Source organism: Sphingomonas sp. ERG5 (genome assembly GCF_000803065.1).
Taxonomy (GTDB): domain Bacteria; phylum Pseudomonadota; class Alphaproteobacteria; order Sphingomonadales; family Sphingomonadaceae; genus Sphingomonas.
This window is the reverse complement of the sequence record NZ_JSXI01000056.1, coordinates 12,670-34,759: the sequence shown is the minus strand read 5'-3', so window position 1 is coordinate 34,759 and position 22,090 is coordinate 12,670. Positions and strand designations below refer to the sequence as shown.

General features: G+C 65.7%; 21 protein-coding genes. 10 read left to right on the top strand and 11 right to left on the bottom strand.

The window, feature by feature from the left end; translation table 11 throughout:
* The first annotated feature begins 34 nt into the window (after nucleotides 1-34).
* Nucleotides 35-169, top strand: coding sequence for a hypothetical protein (locus OO12_RS29315; RefSeq protein ID WP_268747928.1), 135 nt, complete (start codon nucleotides 35-37; stop codon nucleotides 167-169).
* 24 nt (nucleotides 170-193) lie between these two features.
* Here OO12_RS29315 and OO12_RS17995 read toward each other — a convergent pair whose 3' ends face one another.
* Nucleotides 194-1,195, bottom strand: a complete 1,002-nt coding sequence (locus tag OO12_RS17995; protein ID WP_034160110.1) for a threonine aldolase family protein — start codon at nucleotides 1,193-1,195, stop codon at nucleotides 194-196.
* A 131-nt stretch (nucleotides 1,196-1,326) separates the two neighbouring features.
* The gene (locus OO12_RS17990) at nucleotides 1,327-3,486 is read right to left on the bottom strand and encodes a PBP1A family penicillin-binding protein (RefSeq protein ID WP_052216016.1); all 2,160 of its coding nucleotides are present in this window, start codon (nucleotides 3,484-3,486) and stop codon (nucleotides 1,327-1,329) included.
* 153 nt (nucleotides 3,487-3,639) lie between these two features.
* On the opposite strand from OO12_RS17990, the gene OO12_RS17985 reads away from it, so the two are divergent.
* Nucleotides 3,640-4,644: a LacI family DNA-binding transcriptional regulator gene (locus tag OO12_RS17985; RefSeq protein ID WP_034160109.1), complete on the top strand. Its 1,005-nt coding sequence runs from the start codon at nucleotides 3,640-3,642 to the stop codon at nucleotides 4,642-4,644.
* 107 nt (nucleotides 4,645-4,751) lie between these two features.
* Here the strand turns inward: OO12_RS17985 and OO12_RS17980 are convergent, their stop codons facing one another.
* The 5 genes from OO12_RS17980 to OO12_RS17960 all read right to left on the bottom strand — a co-directional run bounded on the left by OO12_RS17980 (nucleotide 4,752) and on the right by OO12_RS17960 (nucleotide 11,463).
* Nucleotides 4,752-5,798 carry a YeiH family protein gene (locus tag OO12_RS17980; RefSeq protein WP_235364854.1) on the bottom strand — a complete coding sequence of 349 codons (1,047 nt, stop codon included), beginning with the start codon at nucleotides 5,796-5,798 and terminating at the stop codon, nucleotides 4,752-4,754.
* Nucleotides 5,799-5,872: 74 nt separating this feature from the next.
* Nucleotides 5,873-7,126, bottom strand: coding sequence for an MFS transporter (locus tag OO12_RS17975; protein WP_052216015.1), 1,254 nt, complete (start codon nucleotides 7,124-7,126; stop codon nucleotides 5,873-5,875).
* Nucleotides 7,127-7,183: 57 nt separating this feature from the next.
* The gene (locus OO12_RS17970) at nucleotides 7,184-7,936 is read right to left on the bottom strand and encodes a phytanoyl-CoA dioxygenase family protein (RefSeq protein ID WP_034160107.1); all 753 of its coding nucleotides are present in this window, start codon (nucleotides 7,934-7,936) and stop codon (nucleotides 7,184-7,186) included.
* A gap of 15 nt (nucleotides 7,937-7,951) precedes the next feature.
* A complete protein-coding gene (locus OO12_RS17965; RefSeq protein WP_034160106.1) occupies nucleotides 7,952-10,288 on the bottom strand; it encodes a TonB-dependent receptor in 2,337 nt (778 codons plus the stop codon).
* A gap of 98 nt (nucleotides 10,289-10,386) precedes the next feature.
* Complete coding sequence (locus OO12_RS17960) at nucleotides 10,387-11,463, bottom strand: Gfo/Idh/MocA family protein (protein ID WP_034160105.1); 1,077 nt, start codon at nucleotides 11,461-11,463, stop codon at nucleotides 10,387-10,389.
* A 36-nt stretch (nucleotides 11,464-11,499) separates the two neighbouring features.
* On the opposite strand from OO12_RS17960, the gene OO12_RS17955 reads away from it, so the two are divergent.
* Genes OO12_RS17955 through OO12_RS17930 form a run of 6 tightly spaced genes read left to right on the top strand, consistent with a single transcriptional unit; the run spans nucleotide 11,500 to nucleotide 16,167 of the window.
* Complete coding sequence (locus OO12_RS17955) at nucleotides 11,500-12,408, top strand: aldo/keto reductase (RefSeq protein ID WP_034160164.1); 909 nt, start codon at nucleotides 11,500-11,502, stop codon at nucleotides 12,406-12,408.
* Entirely contained in the window at nucleotides 12,405-13,481 is a 1,077-nt protein-coding gene (locus OO12_RS17950; RefSeq protein ID WP_034160104.1) for an LLM class flavin-dependent oxidoreductase, read from the top strand. The genes OO12_RS17955 and OO12_RS17950 overlap by 4 nt, the downstream gene beginning before the upstream one ends.
* Before the next feature lie 11 nt (nucleotides 13,482-13,492).
* A complete protein-coding gene (locus OO12_RS17945) occupies nucleotides 13,493-14,098 on the top strand; it encodes an NADPH-dependent FMN reductase (protein ID WP_034160103.1) in 606 nt (201 codons plus the stop codon).
* Nucleotides 14,091-15,302 carry a molybdopterin-dependent oxidoreductase gene (locus OO12_RS17940; protein WP_034160102.1) on the top strand — a complete coding sequence of 404 codons (1,212 nt, stop codon included), beginning with the start codon at nucleotides 14,091-14,093 and terminating at the stop codon, nucleotides 15,300-15,302. Before OO12_RS17945 ends, OO12_RS17940 begins: the two co-directional genes overlap by 8 nt.
* The gene (locus tag OO12_RS28665; RefSeq protein WP_034160101.1) at nucleotides 15,299-15,718 is read left to right on the top strand and encodes a hypothetical protein; all 420 of its coding nucleotides are present in this window, start codon (nucleotides 15,299-15,301) and stop codon (nucleotides 15,716-15,718) included. The genes OO12_RS17940 and OO12_RS28665 overlap by 4 nt, the downstream gene beginning before the upstream one ends.
* Nucleotides 15,715-16,167 carry an SRPBCC family protein gene (locus tag OO12_RS17930; RefSeq protein WP_052216013.1) on the top strand — a complete coding sequence of 151 codons (453 nt, stop codon included), beginning with the start codon at nucleotides 15,715-15,717 and terminating at the stop codon, nucleotides 16,165-16,167. Before OO12_RS28665 ends, OO12_RS17930 begins: the two co-directional genes overlap by 4 nt.
* Here the strand turns inward: OO12_RS17930 and OO12_RS17925 are convergent.
* Entirely contained in the window at nucleotides 16,157-16,654 is a 498-nt protein-coding gene (locus OO12_RS17925) for a YbjN domain-containing protein (protein WP_152616507.1), read from the bottom strand. The genes OO12_RS17930 and OO12_RS17925 overlap by 11 nt on opposite strands.
* 29 nt (nucleotides 16,655-16,683) lie before the next feature.
* Nucleotides 16,684-17,553: a 3-hydroxybutyryl-CoA dehydrogenase gene (locus OO12_RS17920; protein ID WP_034160099.1), complete on the bottom strand. Its 870-nt coding sequence runs from the start codon at nucleotides 17,551-17,553 to the stop codon at nucleotides 16,684-16,686.
* Between the two features lie 71 nt (nucleotides 17,554-17,624).
* Here OO12_RS17920 and OO12_RS17915 point away from each other — a divergent pair, with 71 nt between their 5' ends.
* Together OO12_RS17915 and OO12_RS17910 are read left to right on the top strand one after the other, a co-directional pair.
* Nucleotides 17,625-18,644: a DUF1176 domain-containing protein gene (locus tag OO12_RS17915; RefSeq protein ID WP_034160098.1), complete on the top strand. Its 1,020-nt coding sequence runs from the start codon at nucleotides 17,625-17,627 to the stop codon at nucleotides 18,642-18,644.
* Between the two features lie 124 nt (nucleotides 18,645-18,768).
* On the top strand, nucleotides 18,769-19,776 hold the full coding sequence (locus OO12_RS17910) for a DUF1176 domain-containing protein (RefSeq protein WP_034160097.1): 1,008 nt from the start codon (nucleotides 18,769-18,771) through the stop codon (nucleotides 19,774-19,776).
* A gap of 24 nt (nucleotides 19,777-19,800) precedes the next feature.
* On the opposite strand, the gene egtD is transcribed toward OO12_RS17910, so the two are convergent.
* Nucleotides 19,801-20,778 (bottom strand): L-histidine N(alpha)-methyltransferase, encoded by a 978-nt coding sequence (gene egtD, locus OO12_RS17905; protein ID WP_034160096.1) that lies wholly within the window; start codon nucleotides 20,776-20,778, stop codon nucleotides 19,801-19,803.
* Nucleotide 20,779: 1 nt separating this feature from the next.
* Complete coding sequence (gene egtB / locus OO12_RS17900) at nucleotides 20,780-22,039, bottom strand: ergothioneine biosynthesis protein EgtB (RefSeq protein ID WP_052216012.1); 1,260 nt, start codon at nucleotides 22,037-22,039, stop codon at nucleotides 20,780-20,782.
* Between the last annotated feature and the right edge of the window lie 51 nt (nucleotides 22,040-22,090).

Below are 22,090 nucleotides of genomic sequence, written 5' to 3'. Positions count from 1 at the left end.
CGCTTTCAGGCAGACCTGGCCAGGGGGGCAGGACATGAGGACGCCACCTTCCGAACTCGTAGAGCAATCGCCGCGCCGGGGCATGACCCTGTTCGACCGCGTGATACTGCTTGCCATATTGGCGAGCAGTCCGGCCTTCTGGTTCGGTGTGTTCTGGTGGTTCGCGTGATGGCGCCGTCTTGCTGAAACGACCCTAAAGTCCCGCAATCGCCTCGGCGAGCGGGCGGATCGCGTCGGGCTGATGGTCCCAGGAAATCACCAGCCGCGCCTCGCCCGGGCCCCAGTCGTAAAAGTCGAAACCCTTGGCGCGCAGCTTTTCCGCTTCGGCCGCGGTGACGCGCAGAAACACTTCATTCGCCTCGACCGGATGGACCAGCCGGTCGCCCGCCGCCTGGGCCAGCAGCGTCGCCCCGGCGTTCGACGCACGCGCATTGTCGAGCCACAGGTCATTGTCGAGCAAGGCATGGATCTGCGCGGCAAGATAGCGGCCTTTCGACAGCAGCAACCCGGCGCGCTTGCGGCGGTACAGCGTCGCGGCCGCCAGTTCGGGCCTGAAGAAGATCAACGCTTCGGCGCTCATCCCGCCATTCTTGACGAAGCCGAAGCTCAACACATCGACGCCGGCACGCCAGGTCAGGTCGGCCGGGGTGCAGCCGAGATGCGCCACCGCATTGGCGAAGCGCGCGCCGTCCATATGCAGCCCCAGCCGGCGCTCGCGCGCCAGATGGCCGATCGCCGCCACTTCATTGGGGGTATAAACGCAGCCATATTCGGTCGCGTTGGTGATCGAGATCGCGTGCGGCTGAACCTGATGGACATCGTCGCGCGTCGCATCGAGGATCGCGGCGATGCGGTCGGGGGTCAATTTCGCGCCTTCCCCGTCACCAAGCAGCAGCTTCGCGCCATGGGTATAGAATTCCGGCGCGCCGCATTCGTCATTCTGGATATGCGCATCGCGGTGGCACACCACCGCGCCATGCGGCGGGCACAGCGCGGCAAGCGCCAGGCAATTCGCCGAGGTGCCCGTCGGCACCCAGAGCGCGCGCACTTCAGCCTCGAACAGGTCGGAGAAGCGCGCGTCGAGCTGGCGGCTCCAGCCATCGCCATCATAAGCGGTGTCGAGCGTATTGGCCTGTTCGAGCGCCGCGAAGACGGCGGGATGGACCGGGGCGGCATTGTCGGAGAAGAAGCGCATGAGCGGAGCCTTGCTGCGCCACCCGGGTCTCGTCAACCGTGGCGATTGAGCGGTTGCCATCCTTCCGTTCGTTTCTCGACGTCGCTCGAAACGAACCGGGGGTGGCGGATCGGTTCAACCCGAATCCTGTCTTAACGCGGATCGGGCGGCGGTTCGTCGGGTGGTGGCTCGCCACCGGCTGGCGCGCGATCCTCGCGACGCGGTCGGTCGCCGGGCCGGTCGCCGCGATTGTCGCGATTCGACCGGTTGAGCTCGATGCCGTCGGGGCCGACGCGCAGATTGAGACCCAGCCCCTCAATCTCGCCTTCCAGCGGGATATTGATTCCGTCCAGGCCGAGGGCGTTGGCGGCGTCGGGATCCATCTCATTGTCGGCCGCTTCGGTCACCGGCGCGACGGCGGCACCGACGTTGAGCGCACGCGTCATGAAATCGCGCCAGACCCGCGCCGGGACGCCGCCGCCCGACAGGCCGGCATTGGGCGTATTGTCGTCATTGCCGACCCATACCCCGACCACCAGGTCGCCGGCGAAACCGATGAACAGCGCATCGCGACTGTCCTGCGTCGTGCCGGTCTTGCCATAGGTCTTGACCGACAATGCCGCTTGCCGCCCGGTGCCGGTCTCGGCCGAGGCGGAGAGCAGGTCGAGCATATGGTCGTGCAGATCGCCGGTCAGCGGATGTGTGCGATCGGTCAGGCTTTGCAGCCAGCTGCGATCGCCATTCGGTTCGAGCCCGCTGGCGCGAATCGGATAGCTCTGATTGGCGACGGCGGCAAAGGCCGAGGTCAGTTCGAGCAACGACACGGTCGAGGTGCCGAGCGCGATCGTCGCTTCATTGGCGATCGGGGTGGAAATGCCCAGGTCGCGCGCGGCGCGGATGACATTCTTCACCCCGACTTGCTGGATCAGCCGCGCGGCGGCGACATTGCTCGATTTGGCAAAGGCGCGGCGCAGCGTGATCTGCCCTTCATAGCGCCCATCGCTATTCTTCGGCGACCAGTCGGCGATGGTGACCGGTTCGTCCTCGATCATCGAATCCGGGGTCAGGCCGCTGCGCAACGCGGCGAGATAGACGAACAGCTTGAAGGCGGATCCCGGCTGGCGTCGCGCCTGGACCGCGCGGTTGAACGGACTGTCGGCATAGGATTTGCCGCCGACCATCGCGACCACCCGGCCATCGGGCCGCATCGCGACCAAGGCGATTTGCGCCTGTTTCAGGCCCGCACCGCGGATCGCACGCTCCGCCGCCTTTTGCAGCCGCCGGTCGAGCGTCGTCTTGACGGTGGTTTCGGTCGCGATCGCACCGGCGCGATCGCGCGCCTCGGGCAGCACCCAGTCGGCGAAATAGGTGCCGTCGGGCAATTGCCTGGTCGTGCTCATCGACAGCCGCGCCGGCGACACATCGGCGGCAGTCGCCTTGTCGAGGAAACCGCCCTCGACCATTGCCCCGACCACCAGCTTCTGCCGGTCGCGCGCGCCCTTCAGATTGACCGTCGGCGCGAGCTTCGACGGCGCCTTGACCAGTCCGGCAAGCATTGCCGCCTGACCGATCGACAGATTTTCCGGATCGCGGCTGAAATAATGCTTCGCCGCCGCGCGCAGGCCGTACACATTATCGCCGAAATAGACGTTCGACAGATAACGCGAGAGGATTTCGTCCTTCGACAGCCACGCCTCGAGCCAGAAGGCGATCATCACTTCGCGAATCTTGCGCGCCGCGGTGCGGTCCGAATCGAGGAACGCGTTCTTGGCGAGTTGCTGGGTGATCGTGCTGCCGCCCTGGCTGCGCCCGCTGCTGGTCATATTATGCCAGAAGGCGCGTGCGATGCCGCGCGGATCGACGCCCCAATGCGATTTGAAGCGCCGGTCCTCGATCGCCAGGAACGCGTTGGTGACATTGGCGGGCAATTTCGACGCATCGACCGGGGTACCGATGATCGCCCCGCGCCGCGCGATCGGCGTGCCATCCTCGGCCAGCAACGTGATGCTCGGCGGGGTCAGCGGCTCAAGCGATTTGGACAAGGGCGCCGTGAAGGCCAGCCAGATCACCGCCAGCACGAACAGGATGATGCCGCCGCCCAGGATGCGCATCGGCCAGCGCCAGCGTGACCGCCGGTACGGCACCGGCAGGTTCGTCGCATAGCCATCGCCCTGCGGATCCTGCGCGCCATGGCCGGCGGGCGGGGGCATGCCGTCGGACAATTCGAGCGGCGCCCGAGTGCCGCCCACGGTCCGTCCGACAGGGGCATTGCCGGACGGGGCGGTCGCCGGATCGAAGGGGTAGGGGCGCATCTGGTTCGATCGTTTCCGAGTCAGGCCGCCAGCATGGCGGAGAGCTGTATTACATCGATAAAACAGTGACCGCAAGCGATTGGCGTACGGGGATGGACGTCACCGGTCCGCTCGGGCACACCCGGGGAAGAAGCGAAACCGCGGAGCGACAAAGTGCGTGCGACCATCAAGGACGTATCCCGCGAAGCGGGGGTGTCGATCAAGACGGTATCGCGCGTCCTCAACAATGAACGTTATGTCGGCCAGGAGACCCGCGCCCGTGTCCAGGCCGCGGTCGCCTTGCTCAACTTCCGCCCCAGCACCGCCGCGCGGTCGCTCGCCGGGCGCCGCAGCTTCCAGATCGCGCTGATCTGCGACAATCCCAGCCCCTATTATGTCTATGAAATGCAGTCGGGAATCCGCGACCGCTGCGAGGCCGACGGCGTGCGGATGATCGCCCAGCCCTATGACCGCGACTCCACCACCTTGCTCGACGATGTCGAGAGCCTGGTAGATGCAACCAATGTGGATGGATTAATCCTCACGCCGCCAGTGACCGACTATCCGGCGGTGCTCGACCTGCTCGCGCGGCGCGGGGTGCGTTTCGTGCGCGTGTCGCCTGGCGGCGATGTCGACCTGACCTCCTCGACCTTCATCGACAATGAGCAAGCGGCGCAGATGATGACCGAGCATCTGATCGGGCTGGGCCATCGCCGCATCGGCTTTATCGCCGGGCATCCGAGCTATGCGACGAGCGGGCAGCGGCGGAACGGCTATCTCAAGGCCATGCAGGCCACGGGCATCGCCCCCGACCCGGCACTGATGGCCGAGGGCAGCTACGATTTCGCCTCGGGCGCCGCGGCCGCCGAGATATTGCTGTCGCTGGACGTGCCGCCGAGCGCGATCTTCGCGTCGAGCGACGACATGGCGGCGGGCGCCCTGACCGTCGCGCACCGGCGCGGCATCAGCGTGCCGGGGCAATTGTCGGTCGCTGGCTTCGATGATACCGCGCTGGCCGGTTTCGTGTGGCCGCCCTTGACCACGATCCGCCAGCCGACCCGGCAAATGGCGTTTCAGGCGGCGGATCTGTTGCTTGCGGGCGAAGATGCGCCGGTCGAGCGGCGCGAGATCGGGTTCGAGCTGGTGGTGCGGGATTCTACGGGACCAGCGCCGAAATAAGCCCGCACAGGTCGGCTCGCCTGAGCCTGTCGAAGGGCACGTGCAGCGCATGGGCTGCGACGAGCTCAGTGCGAACGGGTAGTGGATCAGCCCTGCTCGACAGCGTGCTATCCGACGAACATCAGCGCCGCGCCCAGCGAAAGCAGGAACGCGACCACCGTCGCCGCCAGGATGACGAACAGCGGCTTCGGCCCCGCCTCAAGCAGTTGCGACAGAGGCGAGCGGATTGCGGTCGCCGTCACCGCCGCGGCGAGCAGGCCGCCGGCGATCTGTTCCGCGCCTTTCGCCACCACCATCGGGATCACGCCGAAGGAATTGATCCCGGCGAGCACGAAGAAGCCGACCACGAACCAGGGAATTCCCGGCCCCTTGGCGCGCGACGGATCGCCGCGCAGGAACAGGGCGACGATCGCCAGCACCGGCGCGAGCATCGCGACGCGCGTCAGCTTGACGATCGCGGCAATATCGCCGGCATCCTTGGAATAGGAATAGCCCGCGCCCAGCGCCTGAGCGACATCATGGATCGCCGCGCCGAGCATGAAGCCGGCCTTGAGATCGCTCATCGCCAGTGCGTGCGCCGCGATCGGGTAGAGTACCATCGCCAGCGCGCTCAGCGCCGAAATGCCGACCAGCACCATGGTCAGCTGCGCCTGGCTGGTGCGCTTTTCGCCCAGCGTCGTGGCCAGCGCCATCGCCGCCGACGCGCCGCAGATCGCCACCGCGCCGCCGGCCAGCGTGCCGAAGGCGGTATCAAAGCCGAAACGCCGGGCGGCGAGAATCCCCACGCCGATGGTCAGCGCGACGATCGCCAGCACACACAGCAAGGCGACCGGCCCAAGCGCGACGATCTGCCCGAAGGTGATGCGCACCCCGACCAGCACGATGCCCCAGCGCAGCAGCGAGCGCGAGGCAAAGGCGAGCCCCGGCGTGAGGCGCGTATCGGCGCTGAGGAAATTGAGCGCAAGCCCAATGAGCAGCGCCATCAGGGTCAGTGGCGCGCCGTAATGATCCGACAGAAAGGCCGCCGCGAGCGTCCCCGCCGCGACGATCGCCAGGCCGGGAAGATAGCCCTGCCAGCTCGATTTGGGTGACGGCTCGATATCGCCATAGAGATCCGCCGCCATCGGCAGGGGTCGGGGTTGTCTCGTCGCCATGGTCGCCCTTATTCGCTTCTGCCGAGGCTAGGCCAGTGCCGCCCCGAAATACACCCGTCCCGAAAATACACCTGTCAATGCGGTGCCGCCGGCATCGCCGTGCCCATCCCATCGAGCGGCAGCCGCGGCAACAGGATCTGGATCGCGATCACCGCCAGCAGATAGGATCCCCCCGCGAACAGGAACAGCGGCAGATAGCCGAGCCCGGCGGCAAGCGTCAGCCCCGCCGCCTTGGCGATCACCATCCCGCCGATATTGCCGCTGAACGCGCCGAAGCTGGTCACGCGACCGATCTTCTCGGGCCGCGAGACATCGGCAATCAGCGCGAACAGATTGACCGAGAAAGCCTGATGCGCGGCCATCACCAGCCCGATCAGCGCGACCGCCAGCGCATAGCTGTGCACCGTGTCGGCGAATGGCAACGGCAAGGCCAGCAAGGCCGCGACCAGCAATGAGCCCTTGCGGACTTTCTCGACGCTATACCCCTGGCGGATCAGCCGCGAGGCAGTCGCCCCCGCGATCAATGACCCGATCGCGCTGCAGGTATAGGCGATCGCCAATGGCGTGCCGAGCGCAATGCCGGTCAGCCCGAAACTGCGATGGAAGAAATCGGGCATCCAGAACAGCATCAGCCACCAGGTCGCGTCGGACAGGAATTTGGCGATCGCGATCGCCCAGGTGCGCCGCTCGACAAAGATGCTCCGCCCGAGGGTGGTCGTCGCGGTTGCGTCGCTTCGCGTCGATGCGTCATCGCCTTCGAACCGAACTCCTTTTACCGCGAGCAGCCAGACGCCGGCCCAGACCAGGCCGAGGCCGCCGCCGATCAGGAACGCCGCACGCCAGCCCCAGAGCAGGGCGACCGTCGGGATGAGCAGCGGCGTGACGATCGCGCCGAGGCTGCCCACGGTATTGACCAGGCCATAGCCGAACGAGCGCAGGGTCGGCGGAAAGATCACCGCGATGGTCTTGATCGCCGCCGGCGTGCCCATCGCCTCGGTCGCGCCGAGCGCGATGCGGCAGAACACGAAACTGCTGAAGCCGCGCGCAAAGGCATGCGCCATCGCCGCAAGGCTCCACAGCGCGACGCCGATCGGGTTGGCCCATTTCACCCCGAGCTTGTCGACCGCAAAGCCAGTGAACAGGAACGCCACCGCCGCCGACCCCTGGAACCAGGCGGCGAGCGTGCCGTAATCATTGTCGGTCCAGCCCATGTCATGGGCGATGTCGGGCTTGAGCACGGCGATGATCTGCCGGTCGACCAGATTGAGCAACGTTGCGGTGATCGCCAGCGCGAAGATCACATTCCGCCGCGCCGGAGACAGGATCATCAGGAAAAAATCCGGGAATCAGAAGCGCTTCCCGAAACACTGGCTGGTGCCGCCTTGCTAAGCAAAAGTCACCTGCTCGCCATTCTGCAGCAGTGCGATCGCGTTGCGGCGCAGCTGCTTCGTGCCGGGATTGAGCATCGCTTCGGGTGTATATTGCGCCAGGAACACGCGCCGCGCGCGATCGGTACGGTTCGCGCCCGTCGCGTGGAGCAACAGGCTGGAGAAAGCGACGATGTCGCCCGCCTTCGCCTCGACGATGAGCCCTTCGGTCTCGGCCGGCGCACCGACCAGATCGTTGCTCCCCGTCTGACGCTCATGCGGCACGATACCGTTCCGATGGCTGCCCGGCATCAGCCGCACCGTGCCGTTCTCGATCGTGGCATCGTCGAGCGGGCACCAGCAGGTGACATAGGGTGCGTGATCGACCGGACCGCCATTACCGACGACATATCCTGAATCCTGATGCCAGGAAAATGGCAGCCCACCCTCCGGCCCCTTCACGACGAACTGATCGAAGAAGAAATAGGCCGTGTCGCCGATCGTCGCGCGGCAGACTTCCGCCATCGTGTCGCTGAACAGCATGTGCCGGATTTCGGGCGCGACGCGTTGGCATTCATTGGCGAAATAGCGTTTGCCGCGATGGCTGATGCCGATCGTGTCGACGCCAAGCGCATCCATTCGCGCATCCTCCCGCGCGACGAACGCATCGCATTCGCCGCGCAACAGGGTCAGCGCGTCACCGGCCAGCGCGCCTTCGAACACGGCATAGCCCTGCTCGACAAACTGGCGCGCCTGTTGCTGATATTTCATCCCCGGCCCTCCGTGTCAGTAGTTGAACCGCACCGCGACGCCGAAATAGCGATCGACATCGCGCGGCAGGAGATAGCGATAGCTGCCGCCGGGACCGCCGGTGGTGATCAGCGACGCATAGCTTTTGTCAGTCAGATTGCGGCCGATGAAATTGACCCGCCACACCCCGTTCGGATCGACCAGCGCGATATTGGCATCGACCAGCGCATAACCGTCGATGGTGATCGCGCGGCGCACCGCAAGATCGCCCGGGGTCACACCGGCCTGCAGCGAGGAGACCTGATCGCTGGTCAGCGAGATATTGCTGCCGATCTCGACATTGGCGAAGCCGCCGGTCTCGATCTTCCAGGTCGCGCCGATATTGCCCTTCCAGGTCGGGGCCAGCGGCAATTGCTCGCCGCGCCGGTCAGTCGCGGTCGCGGGCGAGCCCGCCGGGATGTTGAACTTGTCGATCTGCGCATCGGTATAAGCGATGCCGGCATTGATGGTGAAGTTGCGCGCCGGCCGGATCACCGATTCGATCTCCACGCCCTTGGTCGATACCGAGCCCGCATCGGTCAGCTGAGTGACGACCGATCCGTTCAGATTGACGAAGCTGTTGGCCTGGAAATGGTCGTACTTGGCGTAGAAGACAGCGGTGTTGAGCGTGAAGCTGCCATCGGCGGTCTTGAACTTGGTGCCGAGTTCATAGGCATTCGACGTTTCCGCCGCGATCGGTGCGAGCTGATTGTCATTCTGGTTGAAGAAGACGTTGAACGCCGGGCCCTTATAGCCCTGGCTGAAGGTGGCATAGGCCATCAGCCCATTGGTGATGTCGGCCTGAATGCCGAGCTTGCCGGAGAAGTCGCTCTGGCTGGTCTTCAGCCGATAGTTCGCCGCCGCCCCGACCAGGCCCGGGCCCGCCCCGGTCGCGGCCGAGCGGACGTTGAACGCGCTGATCCGGTCATGGGTAAAGCGCCCGCCGGCGATCAGTCGCAGCCAGTCGGTCGCGCGCACGGTGACATTGCCGTAAGCCGCCACATTCTCGATCGTGGAGCCGAAATTGCCGACCGCGCTCGGGAACGTCAGCGTCGAGGAGCCCGGAGCGCAGGGAATGAGACCCGACGATAGCGGCGGCAGGGTGGATGCCGTGCAGACGATATCGTCGCGCTCGAATGTCCGCTCCTGCTTCGCCTTGTAGTAAAATCCTCCCAAAACATATTCGACCGTTTGGTTGCCGGGCGAAGCCAGACGAACTTCCTGCGTAAAGGTGGTCGATGGCTGCGGTCCGAAATCGTTCAACTGATTGCGGCCGGTGATACCCGGCGGATTGACATAGACCTGATCGATGAAGTCGCCATCGCGGATGCCGTAATTCTTGTAATCACGATATGCGGTGATCGACGTCAGCGTGCCCGCCGATCCGATATCGAGATCGGCCTGGAGCGACCCGCCCCAGCTGGTTTCGCGCGTCTCGGTCAGTGTGTTCTGGCGGATCTCGCGGGTCTTCTCCGCAGCGAGCTTGATGCCGCTGAGCGATCCAGCCAGGCCATTGCCAGGCACCATGCCGATCACCTCGGCGCAGCAATCGGCATTGGTGTGGCGCCAGTCGCCGATCAGGGTGAAGGTCAGCGCATCGGTCGCCTCGGCGACGATCATGCCGCGTATGCCATAGCGCTCATAGCCATTGACCGTGCGGTTGAGCGTGACGTTGCGCACCGTGCCGTCGAAATTGGCATAGGTGCCGGTGAAACGGCTGCTGATTCCCTCGCCCAGCGGGATGTCGATCGCCGCCTTGAGCTTATATTCGTCGTCGGTCGTCGCCTGCGCCTCGACATAACCGCCGAATTTGTCGCCCGGCCTTTTGGTGACGATGTTGACCACGCCGGCCGAGGAATTTTTGCCGAACAGCGTGCCCTGCGGCCCGCGCAGCACTTCGATCCGCTCGACATCGTACAGGTCGCCAAACGCTTCGCCGGAGCGGGCATAGGTCACGCCATCAACGACGAAACCGACACTCGGTTCGGCGGCGATCGAAAAGTTGATCGTGCCGACGCCGCGCAGGAACAGCGACGAATCGATCGTCGTCGCGCTTTCCTTGAAGTTGAGACTGGGCACGAGCTGCTGCAGTGACTGGACGTTGACGCCGCCGCGCGCGTCGAACTGCTCGGCGCTGATCACGCTGATCGCGGCCGGGACCTTTTGCAGATTCTCCGAGCGCTTCTGCGCGGTGACGATGATGTCGCCCGAATCGACGGTGTCCGCCGTCGCGGTCTCTTCCGCGGCAGCGGGTGCGGCATCCTGCGCGAACGCAGGCGTCGCGGCGATCAACGCGAACAGCGCCGCGCCGGACAGATGGAAAGCTCGCTTCATAAATCCTCCCTCAATTCCCATTCGATTGGTGGGTATTATCGTTATTGGCCCGATCTGACAGCGTAATCAGACTAGGCGGTCGTAAAGCTCGGCTTGGGTCAGAAGCCCAGTTCGCTCATCTCCACCACGCGATGTTCGCGCGCGCTGATTTCCGCCGCCGCGCCGATCGCGACCGCCATCATCCCGTCATGCGCGCTGACCTCGACCGGGCCGGCGCCGCGCACCGCGGCGTTGAATTTCTGATGTTCGTAAAAGGTCGATCCGTGATGACTGCCGGCCTTGAGCGCCGCTTCATCGACCGCGACCAGGCGGCGTTCGGCTCGCTTCGGATTCATGAAGCCGACGCGCGGCGAATAGATGATCGCGCCTTCGGGGATCAGCACCTCCAGCCGGGCCTGGTCGCCGACCGCGGCGATCTCCTCCTGATTCTCCGCGCCGTCGGCGAACATCGACAGGTCGAGCATCGCGCGCACGCCATTGTCGAAATCGACCGTCGTATAGCTGTTGTCGATGATGTCGGGACGCTCCCCGGCATAATCCTCATCGAGATGGTTCACGTCCATCGCGCCCGAGCAATAGACGCGCACCGCCTCGGCCCCGGTAATCAGCCGCATCAGGTCAAAGAAATGGCAGCATTTCTCGACCATCGTGCCGCCGGTATTGCGGCTGAAACGATTCCAGTCGCCGACCTTGGGCAGGAAGGGAAAGCGGTGCTCGCGGATCGAGAGCATCCGCAGCGCGCCGATCCGCCCCGCCTTCACCTCGGCGATGAACGCGGCGGCCGGCGGCATGAAGCGATATTCCATCGCGGTCCAGAATACCTTGTCCGACTGGGCCGCACGATCGACGATCCAGCGCGCATCAGCGATGGTGGTGGCGATAGGCTTCTCACACAGGATATGCAGGCCCGCATCGAACAGCGGCACCAGCACCTCGCGATGGGTGAAATTGGGGCTGGCGACGATCACCGCATCGCATCGTCCGCTCGCGGCGAGCGTCGCCGCATCGTCGAACACGGCCACGCCGTCAGCGCGATCCTTCAGCGCATTCTTCGCCCCGTCGAGCGAGCCGCGAGTCGGATCGGCCAGCGCCGTCACCACCGCGCCGGGCGTGATCGCAAGGTTGTTGATGTGCTCCACGCCCATCATACCCGCGCCCACCAAACCATAACGCACTTGCTCTACCACGAGGATCGATCCTATATGACAGCGATGTCTGAAATCATGCTTACACCCGATTCCCGCCCGCTCGGCAAGAGCGGATTGATGGTCAGCCCGATTGCCTGGGGGATGTGGCGCTTCGGCCACTCCACCGCAAATGAGGGACGCGCGCTGATCGAAGCGGCGTTTTCAGCCGGGGTCACCCTGTTCGACACCGCCGATATCTATGGCTTCAACGGCACGGGCGGGTTCGGCGATGCCGAGTCGCTGCTGGGACGGATTTTCGCCGAAACGCCTGGCCTGCGCGAGCGCATGGTCCTCGCGACCAAGGGCGGGATCACCCCGCCAGTGCCCTATGATTCGAGTGCCGCCTATCTTTCCGCCGCGCTCGACGCATCACTCAGGCGGCTGAACGTCGAGCAGGTCGATCTCTACCAGATCCACCGCCCCGACATCCTCGCGCATCCACAGGAAGTGGCGCGCGCGCTTGAGGACATGGTCACATCGGGCAAGGTCCGCGCGGTCGGCGTGTCCAACTATACCGTCGCGCAGACCGAGGCGCTGGCCAGCTTGCTGAGCATAGCGCTTGCCAGCCACCAGCCGGAATTTTCGCCGCTCGAGCTTGAGCCGATCACCGGCGGGCTGCTCGACCTCGCAATGGCGCGCGATATTGCCATCCTCGCCTGGTCGCCGCTTGGCGGCGGCCGGATCGGCGATCCGCAGGATGAACGCAGCCGCAAGGTCGCCGCAGCGCTCGACAGTGTCGCGGCCGAGGCGGGCGTCGACCGCGCAGCGGCCGCCTATAGCTGGGTGATGGCGCATCCGGCGCGCGCGATCCCGATCGTCGGCACGCAGAATGCCGAACGGATCGCCGCGATCGGCGATGCCTTCAAACCGCGCTGGACGCGCAAGGCCTGGTACGACGTGCTGATCGCGTCACGGGGAGAAAGACTGCCATGACGACCGATACGACGCGCAGGGGCGCGTGCGAGATCAGCTGGTTCTCGGCCCTGTGTGACGATGATTATGAATTTCTCGGCGTGCCCGATCCGAGGCTGAGGTCGAGCTGGGAGCATTGCCGCGACATCGTGATGCAGGCGGAGACCGGCGGGTTCGACAATATCCTGCTGCCGTCGGGTTACGCGCTGGGCATCGATACCACGGCCTTTGCCGCCGCGATCGCCGCCGCGACAAGCCGGATCAACCTGTTGATGGCGGTACGCATCGGCGAGGCCTGGCCGCCACAGCTCGCGCGCCAGATCGCGACGATCGACCAGATGTCGGGCGGCAGGCTGAAGATCAACATCATCTCGTCCGACAGGCCCGGCGAAACCATGCCGTCAGCGCCGCGCTATGCCCGCACGGTCGAGGCGATGCGGATCCTCAAGACCCTGCTCGACGGCGAGAGCCTCGACCATGACGGCGACTTCTGGAAATTGAAGCTCGCCCCGCCGAGCATCGGCACCGTGTCGGGCAAGGCGCCTTTGCTCTATTTCGGCGGCTTGTCAGAAGATGCACGCGAAGCGGCGGCCAAGGGTTGCGACGTGTTCCTGATGTGGCCCGACAAGCAGGAGACTGTCGCCGCGATCATCGCCGACATGAAGTCCCGCGCCGCAAAACATGGCCGCACCTTGCGATTCGGCTATCGCGCGCATGTCATCGTGCGCGAGACCGAGGCCGAGGCGCGCACCGCCGCCGACCGGCTGCTGTCCAAGCTCGATGCGGCGGAAGGCGCGGCGATCCGCGCCAAGTCGCTCGATTCGACCTCGACCGGCGTCGCCGCCCAGGCGGCGTTGCGCGAAAACGCCGCCGATGACGGCTATGCCGAGCCCAATTTGTGGACCGGCGTGGGCCGCGCGCGCTCCGGCTGCGGCGCGGCGATCGTCGGCGATCCCGACCAGGTGCTGGCCAAGCTCAACGCCTATCGCGACATGGGCATTGAGGCATTCATCCTGTCGGGCTATCCCCATGCCACCGAAGCCGATCTGTTCGCCCGGCACGTGCTGCCACGGATCGATCACGCCCCGCTGTAAAAGGTTTGCCCATGGCCGATGCTCCTGCCGATGCTCCCCTGGTTGTCGGAATCGGCGGGACGATCGGCGGCATCTCCTCGACTGAACGCGCGCTGCGCATCGCGCTCGATGCGGCCGGGCGCGAGGGGTTCCGCACGCGCATGTTCGGTGGCGCCGACATGGCGCGACTGCCGCTCTATGATCCGCGCGCCACGACCCGGACGCCGGACGAGATCGAATTCGTCGAAACGATACGCCAGGCATCCGCGCTGATCATCGCCAGCCCGGGCTATCACGGCAGTATCTCAGGCGTGGTCAAGAATGCGCTCGACCTGCTCGAGGAGACCGCGCGCGACGCCGATCGCCCTTATCTCGCCGATATGCCGGTCGGGCTGATCGCCACCGCCTATGGCTGGCAAGCGACCGGCAGCACGATCGCGGCATTGCGCTCGATCGTCCATGCGCTGCGCGGCTGGCCGACGCCCTTCGCCGCGGCGATCAACAGCCAGCTGACCAAGTTCGACGAGGAAGGCGGCGCAAGCGAACCCGCCGTAGTCGAACAGCTCTGCATGGTCGGCCGGCAGGTCGCCCGCTTCGCGCCGCTGTCGATGCAGATGTCGCTCAGGACCAATGGCTGAAATGGACCGCCGCCGCGCTCTCGGACTGATCGGGCTTGGCGGCGCCGGCCTGGCGACCGCGCCGGCCTGGGCGCAGGCACTCGCCGATCTCGGCCTGCCCGGCGGCAATGGCAGCCGCCCGCTGACCACTGCCTTTCCGGGCAAGGGCGCCATGATCCTGCAGCGCGGCCGCGCGCCGTTGCTCGAAACGCCGCTCGAGGCGTTCGACGGCACTGTCTTCACGCCCAATGACCGTTTCTTCGTGCGCTGGCATTATGACGACATCCCGACTTCGGTCGATGTCACCCGCTTCCGCCTGAGAGTCGGCGGCGCGGTGCGCCAGCCGATCGCGCTGTCGCTCGCCGACCTGCTTGCCATGCCGCGCGTCGAGCTCGCCGCGATCAACCAATGCTCGGGCAATTCGCGCGGCCATTTCTTTCCCCGCGTGCCGGGCGCGCAGTGGAGCAACGGCGCGATCGGCAATGCCAAATGGGTTGGCGTGCGATTGAAGGACGTGCTCGACCGCGCCGGTGTCGCGCCGGGCGCGGCCGCGGTGCGGCTCGGCGGGCTCGACAAGCCGCCGCCCGGTGCGCCGGCGTTCGAGAAGTCGCTGGCGATCGATCATGCCCGCGACGGCGAGGTGATGATCGCGTTCCAGATGAACGGCGCGCAATTGCCGATGCTCAACGGCTTCCCGCTCCGGCTCGTCGTGCCCGGCTGGTATTCGACTTATTGGATCAAGGCGCTCGACCGGATCGAGGTGCTGACGACACCGGACACCGGCTATTGGATGGACAAGGCGTATCGCATCCCGACCGCACCGCGCGCCAATGTCGCGCCGGGCGCGAAGGATTTCCCGACCGTGCCGATCAACCGCATGGTGCCGCGGTCCTTCGTCACCAACATGGCCGACGGCGCGAGCGTGATGGCGAACTCGCCCTTTTTCGTGCGCGGCCTTGCCATGGGCGGCGCATCGGGCGTCGCGCGGGTCGATCTGTCGATGGATGGCGGCGCGAGCTGGCACGCGGCACCGCTGGGGCCGGACGAAGGCAAATATGGCTTCCGGCTGTGGAACGCCACGATCCCGGCGCTGAAACCCGGCAGCTACCATCTGGCGGTGCGTTGCACCAACACCGCCGGCGAGACTCAGGTCGCCGATCCGATCTGGAACCCGAGCGGCTTCATGCGCAGCGCGATCGAATCGATCGCGGTCCGGGTCGCGTGATGCGGTCGATCGGCTTCAAGGTCGCAATGGCCGCCTTGCTGACGTTCACGCTGCTCGCGGCAGGCTGGCATTTCCTGATCCGCCGGGTCGATCCGACCGCCGCGCCGGCAGCGGTGACGAAGGGGCCGTCCATCTCGGGCGGCGGCATCACACTGGCTTCTGATACGATCGCCCTGCCCGACGCCACCGCCGTTCTGCCGGAGGGCCCGGCGGGTGAACTGGTCACGCGCAATTGCACCGCATGCCATTCGGTCGAGATGATCACCACCCAGCCGCATCTGGCGCCGGAGAAATGGCAGGCGACGGTCGAAAAGATGCGTGCCGTCTACAAGGCGCCGATCGCGCCCGGCGACGACCTGGCGCTGGTCGCGGCGCTGGTCTCCTTTCAGCAGCCCGCCAGGACCGCCGCCAAGTGACGATACGCTGGCCGGACGGTTTCGCGCCGGCAAACAGCCCGGTGCATGTCGTCAACCGCATCGAGACCGCGACCAATCCGCAGATCGTCTGGCGGCGTCTGATTCGCGCTGCCGACTGGCCGCTGATCTACGCCAACGCCAGCAAGGTGAAGATCGAGGGCGGCGGCGCGGATCTGTTCGCCGGGGCGCATTTCACGTGGAGAACCTTCGGCGTGGCGCTGAAGACGCGGGTGACTGAGTTCGACCCTGAGACGCGCATCGCCTGGCTCGCCGAATCTTCCGGCGTACGCGCCTATCACGCCTGGCTGATCACCCCGCGCGACGGTGGCGGCTGCACCATCCTGACCGAGGAAACCCAGCACGGCCTCATCGCCCGCGCCGGCCGCCTGCTTTTCCCGCGCCGGATGGAGCATTGGCACCAGAAATGGCTTGAAGCGCTCAGCGCTTGAGCGGCGGTTTCGTGTTCGTGGTGAGTTTATCGGTCATCGCCTGTCGTGCGAGATAAAGGCTCGATTCACGGACCAGGTCGATCCAGTTGCGCAGCGTTGACCGGGAAGCGCCCGTCATGACGCTCCCGGACGAATAGGCCAGCTGCCCCGTGTCGTTGACCCAGACCTTGAGCAGATCATAGTCGACATTCATCCGGGCGACCCAGTCGGCCGGGGGCTTTTCCACATCAGAAAAGGCCCCGACCAGCGTGATGTACAAGCATCCCGCCCCCTTGGTGCATCCACCAAGGGCGATGCTGAGCTTGTCGCCATGGCCGAGCTGGATCGTGGTCGTCGCGGTTTCGCCGGTGATTTCGAATTTGCTGGGCGCATAGCCCATGTCGCGCAATTGCTGTTCGAATTTTCCGGGGTCACTTGCGTCGATCGGAGCCTCGGATGGCGCGCCCGCGCCAAGCAGCGCGAGCGCGAGAAGCATGGGATGGGCCACCGGTTATTCCTTTCCGACCGGGCGAAATCTCAGCGCGTCGGCACGGGCTCATCGCCGGAATAATCGTAGAAACCACGTCCGGTCTTGCGGCCGTACCAGCCGGCTTCGACATATTTGACCAGCACCGGGGCGGGTCGGAACTTGGGATCGCCCGTGCCTTCGAACAGCACGCGGGTGATCTCCAGGCAGGTATCGAGGCCGATGAAATCGGCCAGCGTCAGCGGGCCCATCGGATGGTTGAGGCCAAGCTGGCAGGCAAGATCGATGTCGCGGATCGTCGCGACGCCCTCGCCGAGCGCGAAGCACGCTTCGTTGAGCATCGGCATCAGCACGCGGTTGACGATGAAGCCGGGCGCGTCATTGGCGCGCACCACCTGCTTGCCCAGCGCCCTGGCATAGGTTTCGATCAGCGCGACGGTGCTGTCCGTGGTGGCGAGGCCGCGAATGACCTCGATCAGGCCCATCACCGGCACCGGATTGAAGAAATGCACGCCGATGAAGCGCTTTGGGTCGGGCGAGGATTGCGCAAGGCGCGTGATGGGAATCGACGAGGTGTTCGACGCGAGCACTGCCTGATGGCCAAGCACCTTACCGACTTCGGCGAAGATGCTGCGCTTGATCTCCTCGCGCTCGGTTGCCGCCTCGATCACCAGACCGCAGGACGACATGCCCTGCACGCCCTCGATCGGTTCGATCCGCGCCAGCGCCTGGTCGCGCGCGGCGCCGTCGATCTTCTCCTTCGACACCAGCCGGTCGAGCGCCTTGGCGATGCCGAGCTTGCCCGCCTCGGCGCGCTCCTTCGACACATCGGTGAGCAGCACATGATAGCCCGCCTGTGCCGATACCTGCGCGATCCCCGCACCCATCTGCCCTGCCCCGATCACGCCTACCGATTGCATCGTTTCGCTCCGTCCTGCCTCATGTCGCATCGCTCCTATCGACTTGGGCGGCGTTGAGCTAGGACGCGCGGATGATCCTTTCGCTGCTTTTGTTTGCCGCAGCGGCCGGCCCCGCGTCGCCCAGGCCCGGCCCGATCAAGACCTTTGGCGACTGGGCGGTCGCGTGCGACAATGTCCATGCCTGCGAGATGACCTCGCTCATTCCGACACAGGAGATGGCCGATGGCAGCGATAGCGGCGGCTATTTCTCGATTGCGCGGGCAGCGGGCCAGGACGGCGGATTCATGTTCGAGATTTCGAGCAATGGCGGTCACGATGGCGCGGCCTCGATCCGCATCGACGGCAAGGTCGTGGCCGGCGGGACGATCGTCAGGGATTCGCTGACGCTGACCGGCGCCAGAGCGATGGCGATCGTGGCGGCGCTGGCCAATGGCAAAAGGCTCAGCCTGACCGACGCCGCCGGCACGGAGATCGCCCATGCGTCGCTCGCCGGATCGGCGGCGGCCTTGCGCTTCATCGACGCCGACCAGGGCCGCGCCGGCGGCGTCACCGCGGCCGTGGCCAAGGGCGGCAAGCCGGCCAGCGCGGTACCGGCCGCCCTGCCCCCGCCACGGATTCCCTCGCTCCCGGCGTCAGGCAAGGCCGCCACGATCACGCCCGCCTTGCTCAAACGGATGGTCGACCTGTCAGGCTGCGACACGGAGGACACCCAGGTCAGCGATCCGATCAGAGGCGACGCGCTTGCCGGCGGCAAGACGCTGGTGCTGCTGCCCTGCGGTAGCGGCGCCTATAATTTTTCGACCGTCGCCTTGATCGTATCCGGCAGCAAGCCAGTGCTCGCCCGGTTCGATTTCCCGCCGGGCGGGACCGAGGCCGGCGGCACACCGACCCTGGTCAATGCCGGTTGGGACGTGACGGCCGCACGGCTGCAAAGCTACAGCAAGGGACGCGGTCTCGGCGATTGCGGGACGAGCGAGGCCTATGTCTGGGACGGCACCTTGTTTCGCCTGATCGAAGCGCGGCGGATGGATGAATGCCAGGGGTCGGTCAACTGGCTCGCGGTGTGGCGGGCGACACCGGCCAGGCCTTGAACACCCCGGACGACCTCGTCGCATGGAACGCCCGCCATACCGTCTTTTTGCCAAGGCCGCGCGTTTTGGCATTGTTCAATTTCACTCGCCTATCCCATAGCCGCCGGATGATGGGAGAGGTTCGATGCTGACATTCGCTATGCTGGTGCTGGCTGCTGCTCCACTCCCGGACCCATCCCCGCATCCCGCCGAACTCAAGACATATAAGGATTGGGTGGTCGCGTGCGACAATGGCAATAGCTGCAGCCTCGCCTCGCTCGATCCGGTCATCGGCGCGAGCGTCAATGCAACGCTGAACCTGACCCGCGACGCCGGACCCGAGGGCGGGTTGCGCATCAGTCTCTCCGCGGTCGTCGATGGCGCAGTGCCGGCGGGTCTGTCGATCGACGGAAAACCGGTCGGCAAGACGTTCAAGTCAACGGCGCGCGGCGTAACGCTCGACGGAACCGGCGCAATGGCCGTCGCTGCGCTACTCGGCACCAGCAAGGCCCTGACCGTGACCGATGCGAGCGGCAAGCGCATCGCGACATTATCGCCAAACGGCCTCGCCGCCGCGTTGCGCCAGATCGACACGGCGCAGGGCCGCGACGGCGGCGTCACCGCGCTCGTCGCCAAGGGCGCGAAACCGGCCAGCGCAGTGCCCGCCGCACCGATCCTGCCGATGATCATCGCGATGCGCCCGTCCGGCCAGGCGGCACGCCCGACCGCGCAGCAAATCACGGCGCTCGCCCGCTCGGCCAAATGCCATGTCGATCCCACAATCCCGGGCAAAGCCGATGCCTTCGCGCTCGGCGCGGACAAGGCGCTGGTGCTGGTCCAGTGCGTCGCGGCGGTCTACAATATCTCATACGCGGTGTTCATCATCGACAATGGCAAGCCGCGCCCTGCGCGCTTCGATTCGCCCACGGGGTCGGGCGAAGCGACGATCGTGCCGCTGGTGCTCAACGCCAAATACAAGGGCGGAACATTGACCAGCTACGGCAAGAATCGCGGTCAGGCCGATTGCGGGACGGGGCAAAGCTTTGTGTGGGACGGCGCGAAATTCCGTCTCAGCGCGCAATCCGACATGGATAGCTGCCGCGGCAATACGAACTTCATCACCACCTGGCGGGCACGGGTGACGCGCCCCTGATCCCAATCGGCCTGATTCTCCCCGCTACGGCGCGAGCCGCATTGGCTGTGCCTCCGCCAGGATCACCGCGAACAGCCCGGCGGGATCGGTCCATTCGGCGATCGGCGTCCAGCCCCCGCTGCGCAGCAGGATGCGCGCATCGCGTGGGCCATATTTATGGCTGTTCTCGGTGTGGATCGTCTCGCCCGCCCCGATTGAGAAAGGCCGCCCCTCGATCGTGAAGTCGAGATCGTCCTGTGCCTCGAGATGCATTTCGATTCGCGCGCGGTCATCGTTCCACAGCGCGCGGTGGCGGAACCGGTCGATCGGGATCGTCGCACCCAGCTCGCGATTGATGCGCTCGAGCAGGTTCAGGTTGAACCCGGCCGTCACGCCGGCCGCGTCATCATAGGCCGCGACCAGGGTGTCCACATCCTTCACCCGATCCATGCCGATCAGCAGCATCGCCCCTTCGCCAAGCGACTGCTTCATCGCACGCAGCAGATCGACCGACGCGTGCGGGATCATGTTGCCGATCGTCGAACCGGGAAAGAAGCCGAGCTTGGGTAACGCGGCGACCTGCGCGGGCAGGGCGATCGGGTGGAGGAAATCCGCCTCGACCGGCAGCACGGGCAGGCCGGGAAAGGCCGAAGCGAGCCCGGCGGCGGAGTCGCGCAGGAAATCGCCCGAAATATCGATCGGCACATAAGCGGCAGGGGCCACCGCGTTGAGCAGGATCGGCGTCTTGGTCGAGGAGCCCGAACCGAATTCCACCACCGCGCGGCCTTCCCCGGCCAATGCGGCGACCTGCGGCGTTACCTCGCGCAGGATCGCGGTCTCGGTCCGGGTCGGATAATATTCGGGCAAGTCGGTGATCGCCTCGAACAATTCCGATCCGCGCCGGTCATAGAACCAGCGTGCCGGAATCGCGCGCGGCCGCAGCGCGAAACCGCGCAGCACATCGGCGCGGAACGCCGGGTCGGCCAGGGTGACGTCGCCATCCTCGATCTCACGCTTCAGCATCCTAAAGATCCTTGGCCAGACGCAGGCCGGTGAATTGCCAGCGCTGATGCGGGTAAAAGAAATTACGGTAGCTCGCCCGCGCATGGCCGCGTGGCGTGGCGCAGGATCCGCCGCGCAGCACACACTGCCCCGACATGAATTTGCCATTATATTCGCCGACCGCACCTTCTGCGGGAGTGAAGCCGGGATAGGGTCGATAGGCGCTGCCAGTCCATTGCCAGACATCACCGAAAAATGCCGGGCCGCCGACCGATGGGCGCGGCTCAACGGGGCCGGGACCGTCCAGCTGATTGCCGCCGGCCGGATCATGCGCGCTCGCCGCCGCTTCCCATTCGGCCTCGGTCGGCAGGCGCGCACCCGCCCAGCTGGCATAGGCGTCTGCCTCATAGAAGCTGATATGCGTGACCGGTGCCGCGGGATCGATTGCGCGCCGCCCGTCGAGCCCGAAGCGCGTCCAGCTGCCGTCGGTCTGCTCCCAATAGAGCGGCGCGACGATCGCTTCGGCCTTCACCCAGGCCCAGCCATCGGACAGCCAGTGACGCGGATCGGCATAACCGCCGTCAGCGATGAACGCGGCCCATTCGCCATTCGTGACGGTACGCTCGGCGATCGCGTGCGGGGCGAGCAGGGCCTGATGACGCGGCGCCTCGCAATCGAATGCGAAATCCTCGCCGTCATGGCCGATATCGACGATCCCGGCCTTGCCCTCGATCCAGCCTATCGGCCCGGGCATCGCTACCGGCACCTTGCGCGCCGCCGGCCAGATCGCCGGTTCGAGCGGATTTTCCGACATCAGGTGCAACATGTCGGTGACGAGCAGTTCCTGATGCTGTTCCTCATGATGGCAACCGAGGATCACCAATTCGATCGCGGCGGCGGGCAGATCGGGCAGCGCCGCCAGCAGCGCGGCAGCGACATGATGGCGATAGGCCAGCACCTCATCGAGCGTGGGCCGCGTAACCATGCCGCGCCGGCCACGGGCATGGCGGCGTCCTTCCGCCTCGTAATAGCTGTTGAACAGGAAAGGGAAGCGTTCGTCGTGCAGCGCATAGCCGGCAACGAAATCGCGCAGAATGAAGGTTTCGAGGAACCAGGTGGTGTGCGCCAGATGCCATTTGGCGGGCGACGCATCCGACATCGACTGGACCGTGGCATCGGCATCGGAGAGCGGCGCGACCAGCGCTTCGGTCAGCGCACGGACTCGCGCGAACCCTTCGGCCAGAGCCGAAAGCGACGGAGCAAGAAGCGTTTTCGTTCGCATTCTGTTCTCCATATCCAGAATACAGACGCGAATCAATTGATCTGGCAGGGT

Bases quoted from the DNA above. Each gene is read 5' to 3' on its own strand.
- OO12_RS17950 (WP_034160104.1), top strand. From the start codon at position 12,405: ATGACGACCGATACGACGCGCAGGGGCGCGTGCGAGATCAGCTGGTTC.
- OO12_RS17990 (WP_052216016.1), bottom strand. From the start codon at position 3,486: ATGCGCCCCTACCCCTTCGATCCGGCGACCGCCCCGTCCGGCAATGCC.
- OO12_RS17955 (WP_034160164.1), top strand. From the start codon at position 11,500: ATGTCTGAAATCATGCTTACACCCGATTCCCGCCCGCTCGGCAAGAGC.
- OO12_RS17970 (WP_034160107.1), bottom strand. From the start codon at position 7,936: ATGAAATATCAGCAACAGGCGCGCCAGTTTGTCGAGCAGGGCTATGCC.
- OO12_RS17975 (WP_052216015.1), bottom strand. From the start codon at position 7,126: ATGATCCTGTCTCCGGCGCGGCGGAATGTGATCTTCGCGCTGGCGATC.
- OO12_RS17940 (WP_034160102.1), top strand. From the start codon at position 14,091: ATGGCTGAAATGGACCGCCGCCGCGCTCTCGGACTGATCGGGCTTGGC.
- OO12_RS17915 (WP_034160098.1), top strand. From the start codon at position 17,625: ATGATCCTTTCGCTGCTTTTGTTTGCCGCAGCGGCCGGCCCCGCGTCG.
- OO12_RS17995 (WP_034160110.1), bottom strand. From the start codon at position 1,195: ATGCGCTTCTTCTCCGACAATGCCGCCCCGGTCCATCCCGCCGTCTTC.
- OO12_RS17920 (WP_034160099.1), bottom strand. From the start codon at position 17,553: ATGCAATCGGTAGGCGTGATCGGGGCAGGGCAGATGGGTGCGGGGATC.
- OO12_RS17945 (WP_034160103.1), top strand. From the start codon at position 13,493: ATGGCCGATGCTCCTGCCGATGCTCCCCTGGTTGTCGGAATCGGCGGG.
- OO12_RS17910 (WP_034160097.1), top strand. From the start codon at position 18,769: ATGCTGACATTCGCTATGCTGGTGCTGGCTGCTGCTCCACTCCCGGAC.
- egtB (WP_052216012.1), bottom strand. From the start codon at position 22,039: ATGCGAACGAAAACGCTTCTTGCTCCGTCGCTTTCGGCTCTGGCCGAA.
- OO12_RS17965 (WP_034160106.1), bottom strand. From the start codon at position 10,288: ATGAAGCGAGCTTTCCATCTGTCCGGCGCGGCGCTGTTCGCGTTGATC.
- egtD (WP_034160096.1), bottom strand. From the start codon at position 20,778: ATGCTGAAGCGTGAGATCGAGGATGGCGACGTCACCCTGGCCGACCCG.
- OO12_RS17980 (WP_235364854.1), bottom strand. From the start codon at position 5,798: ATGGCGACGAGACAACCCCGACCCCTGCCGATGGCGGCGGATCTCTAT.
- OO12_RS29315 (WP_268747928.1), top strand. From the start codon at position 35: ATGAGGACGCCACCTTCCGAACTCGTAGAGCAATCGCCGCGCCGGGGC.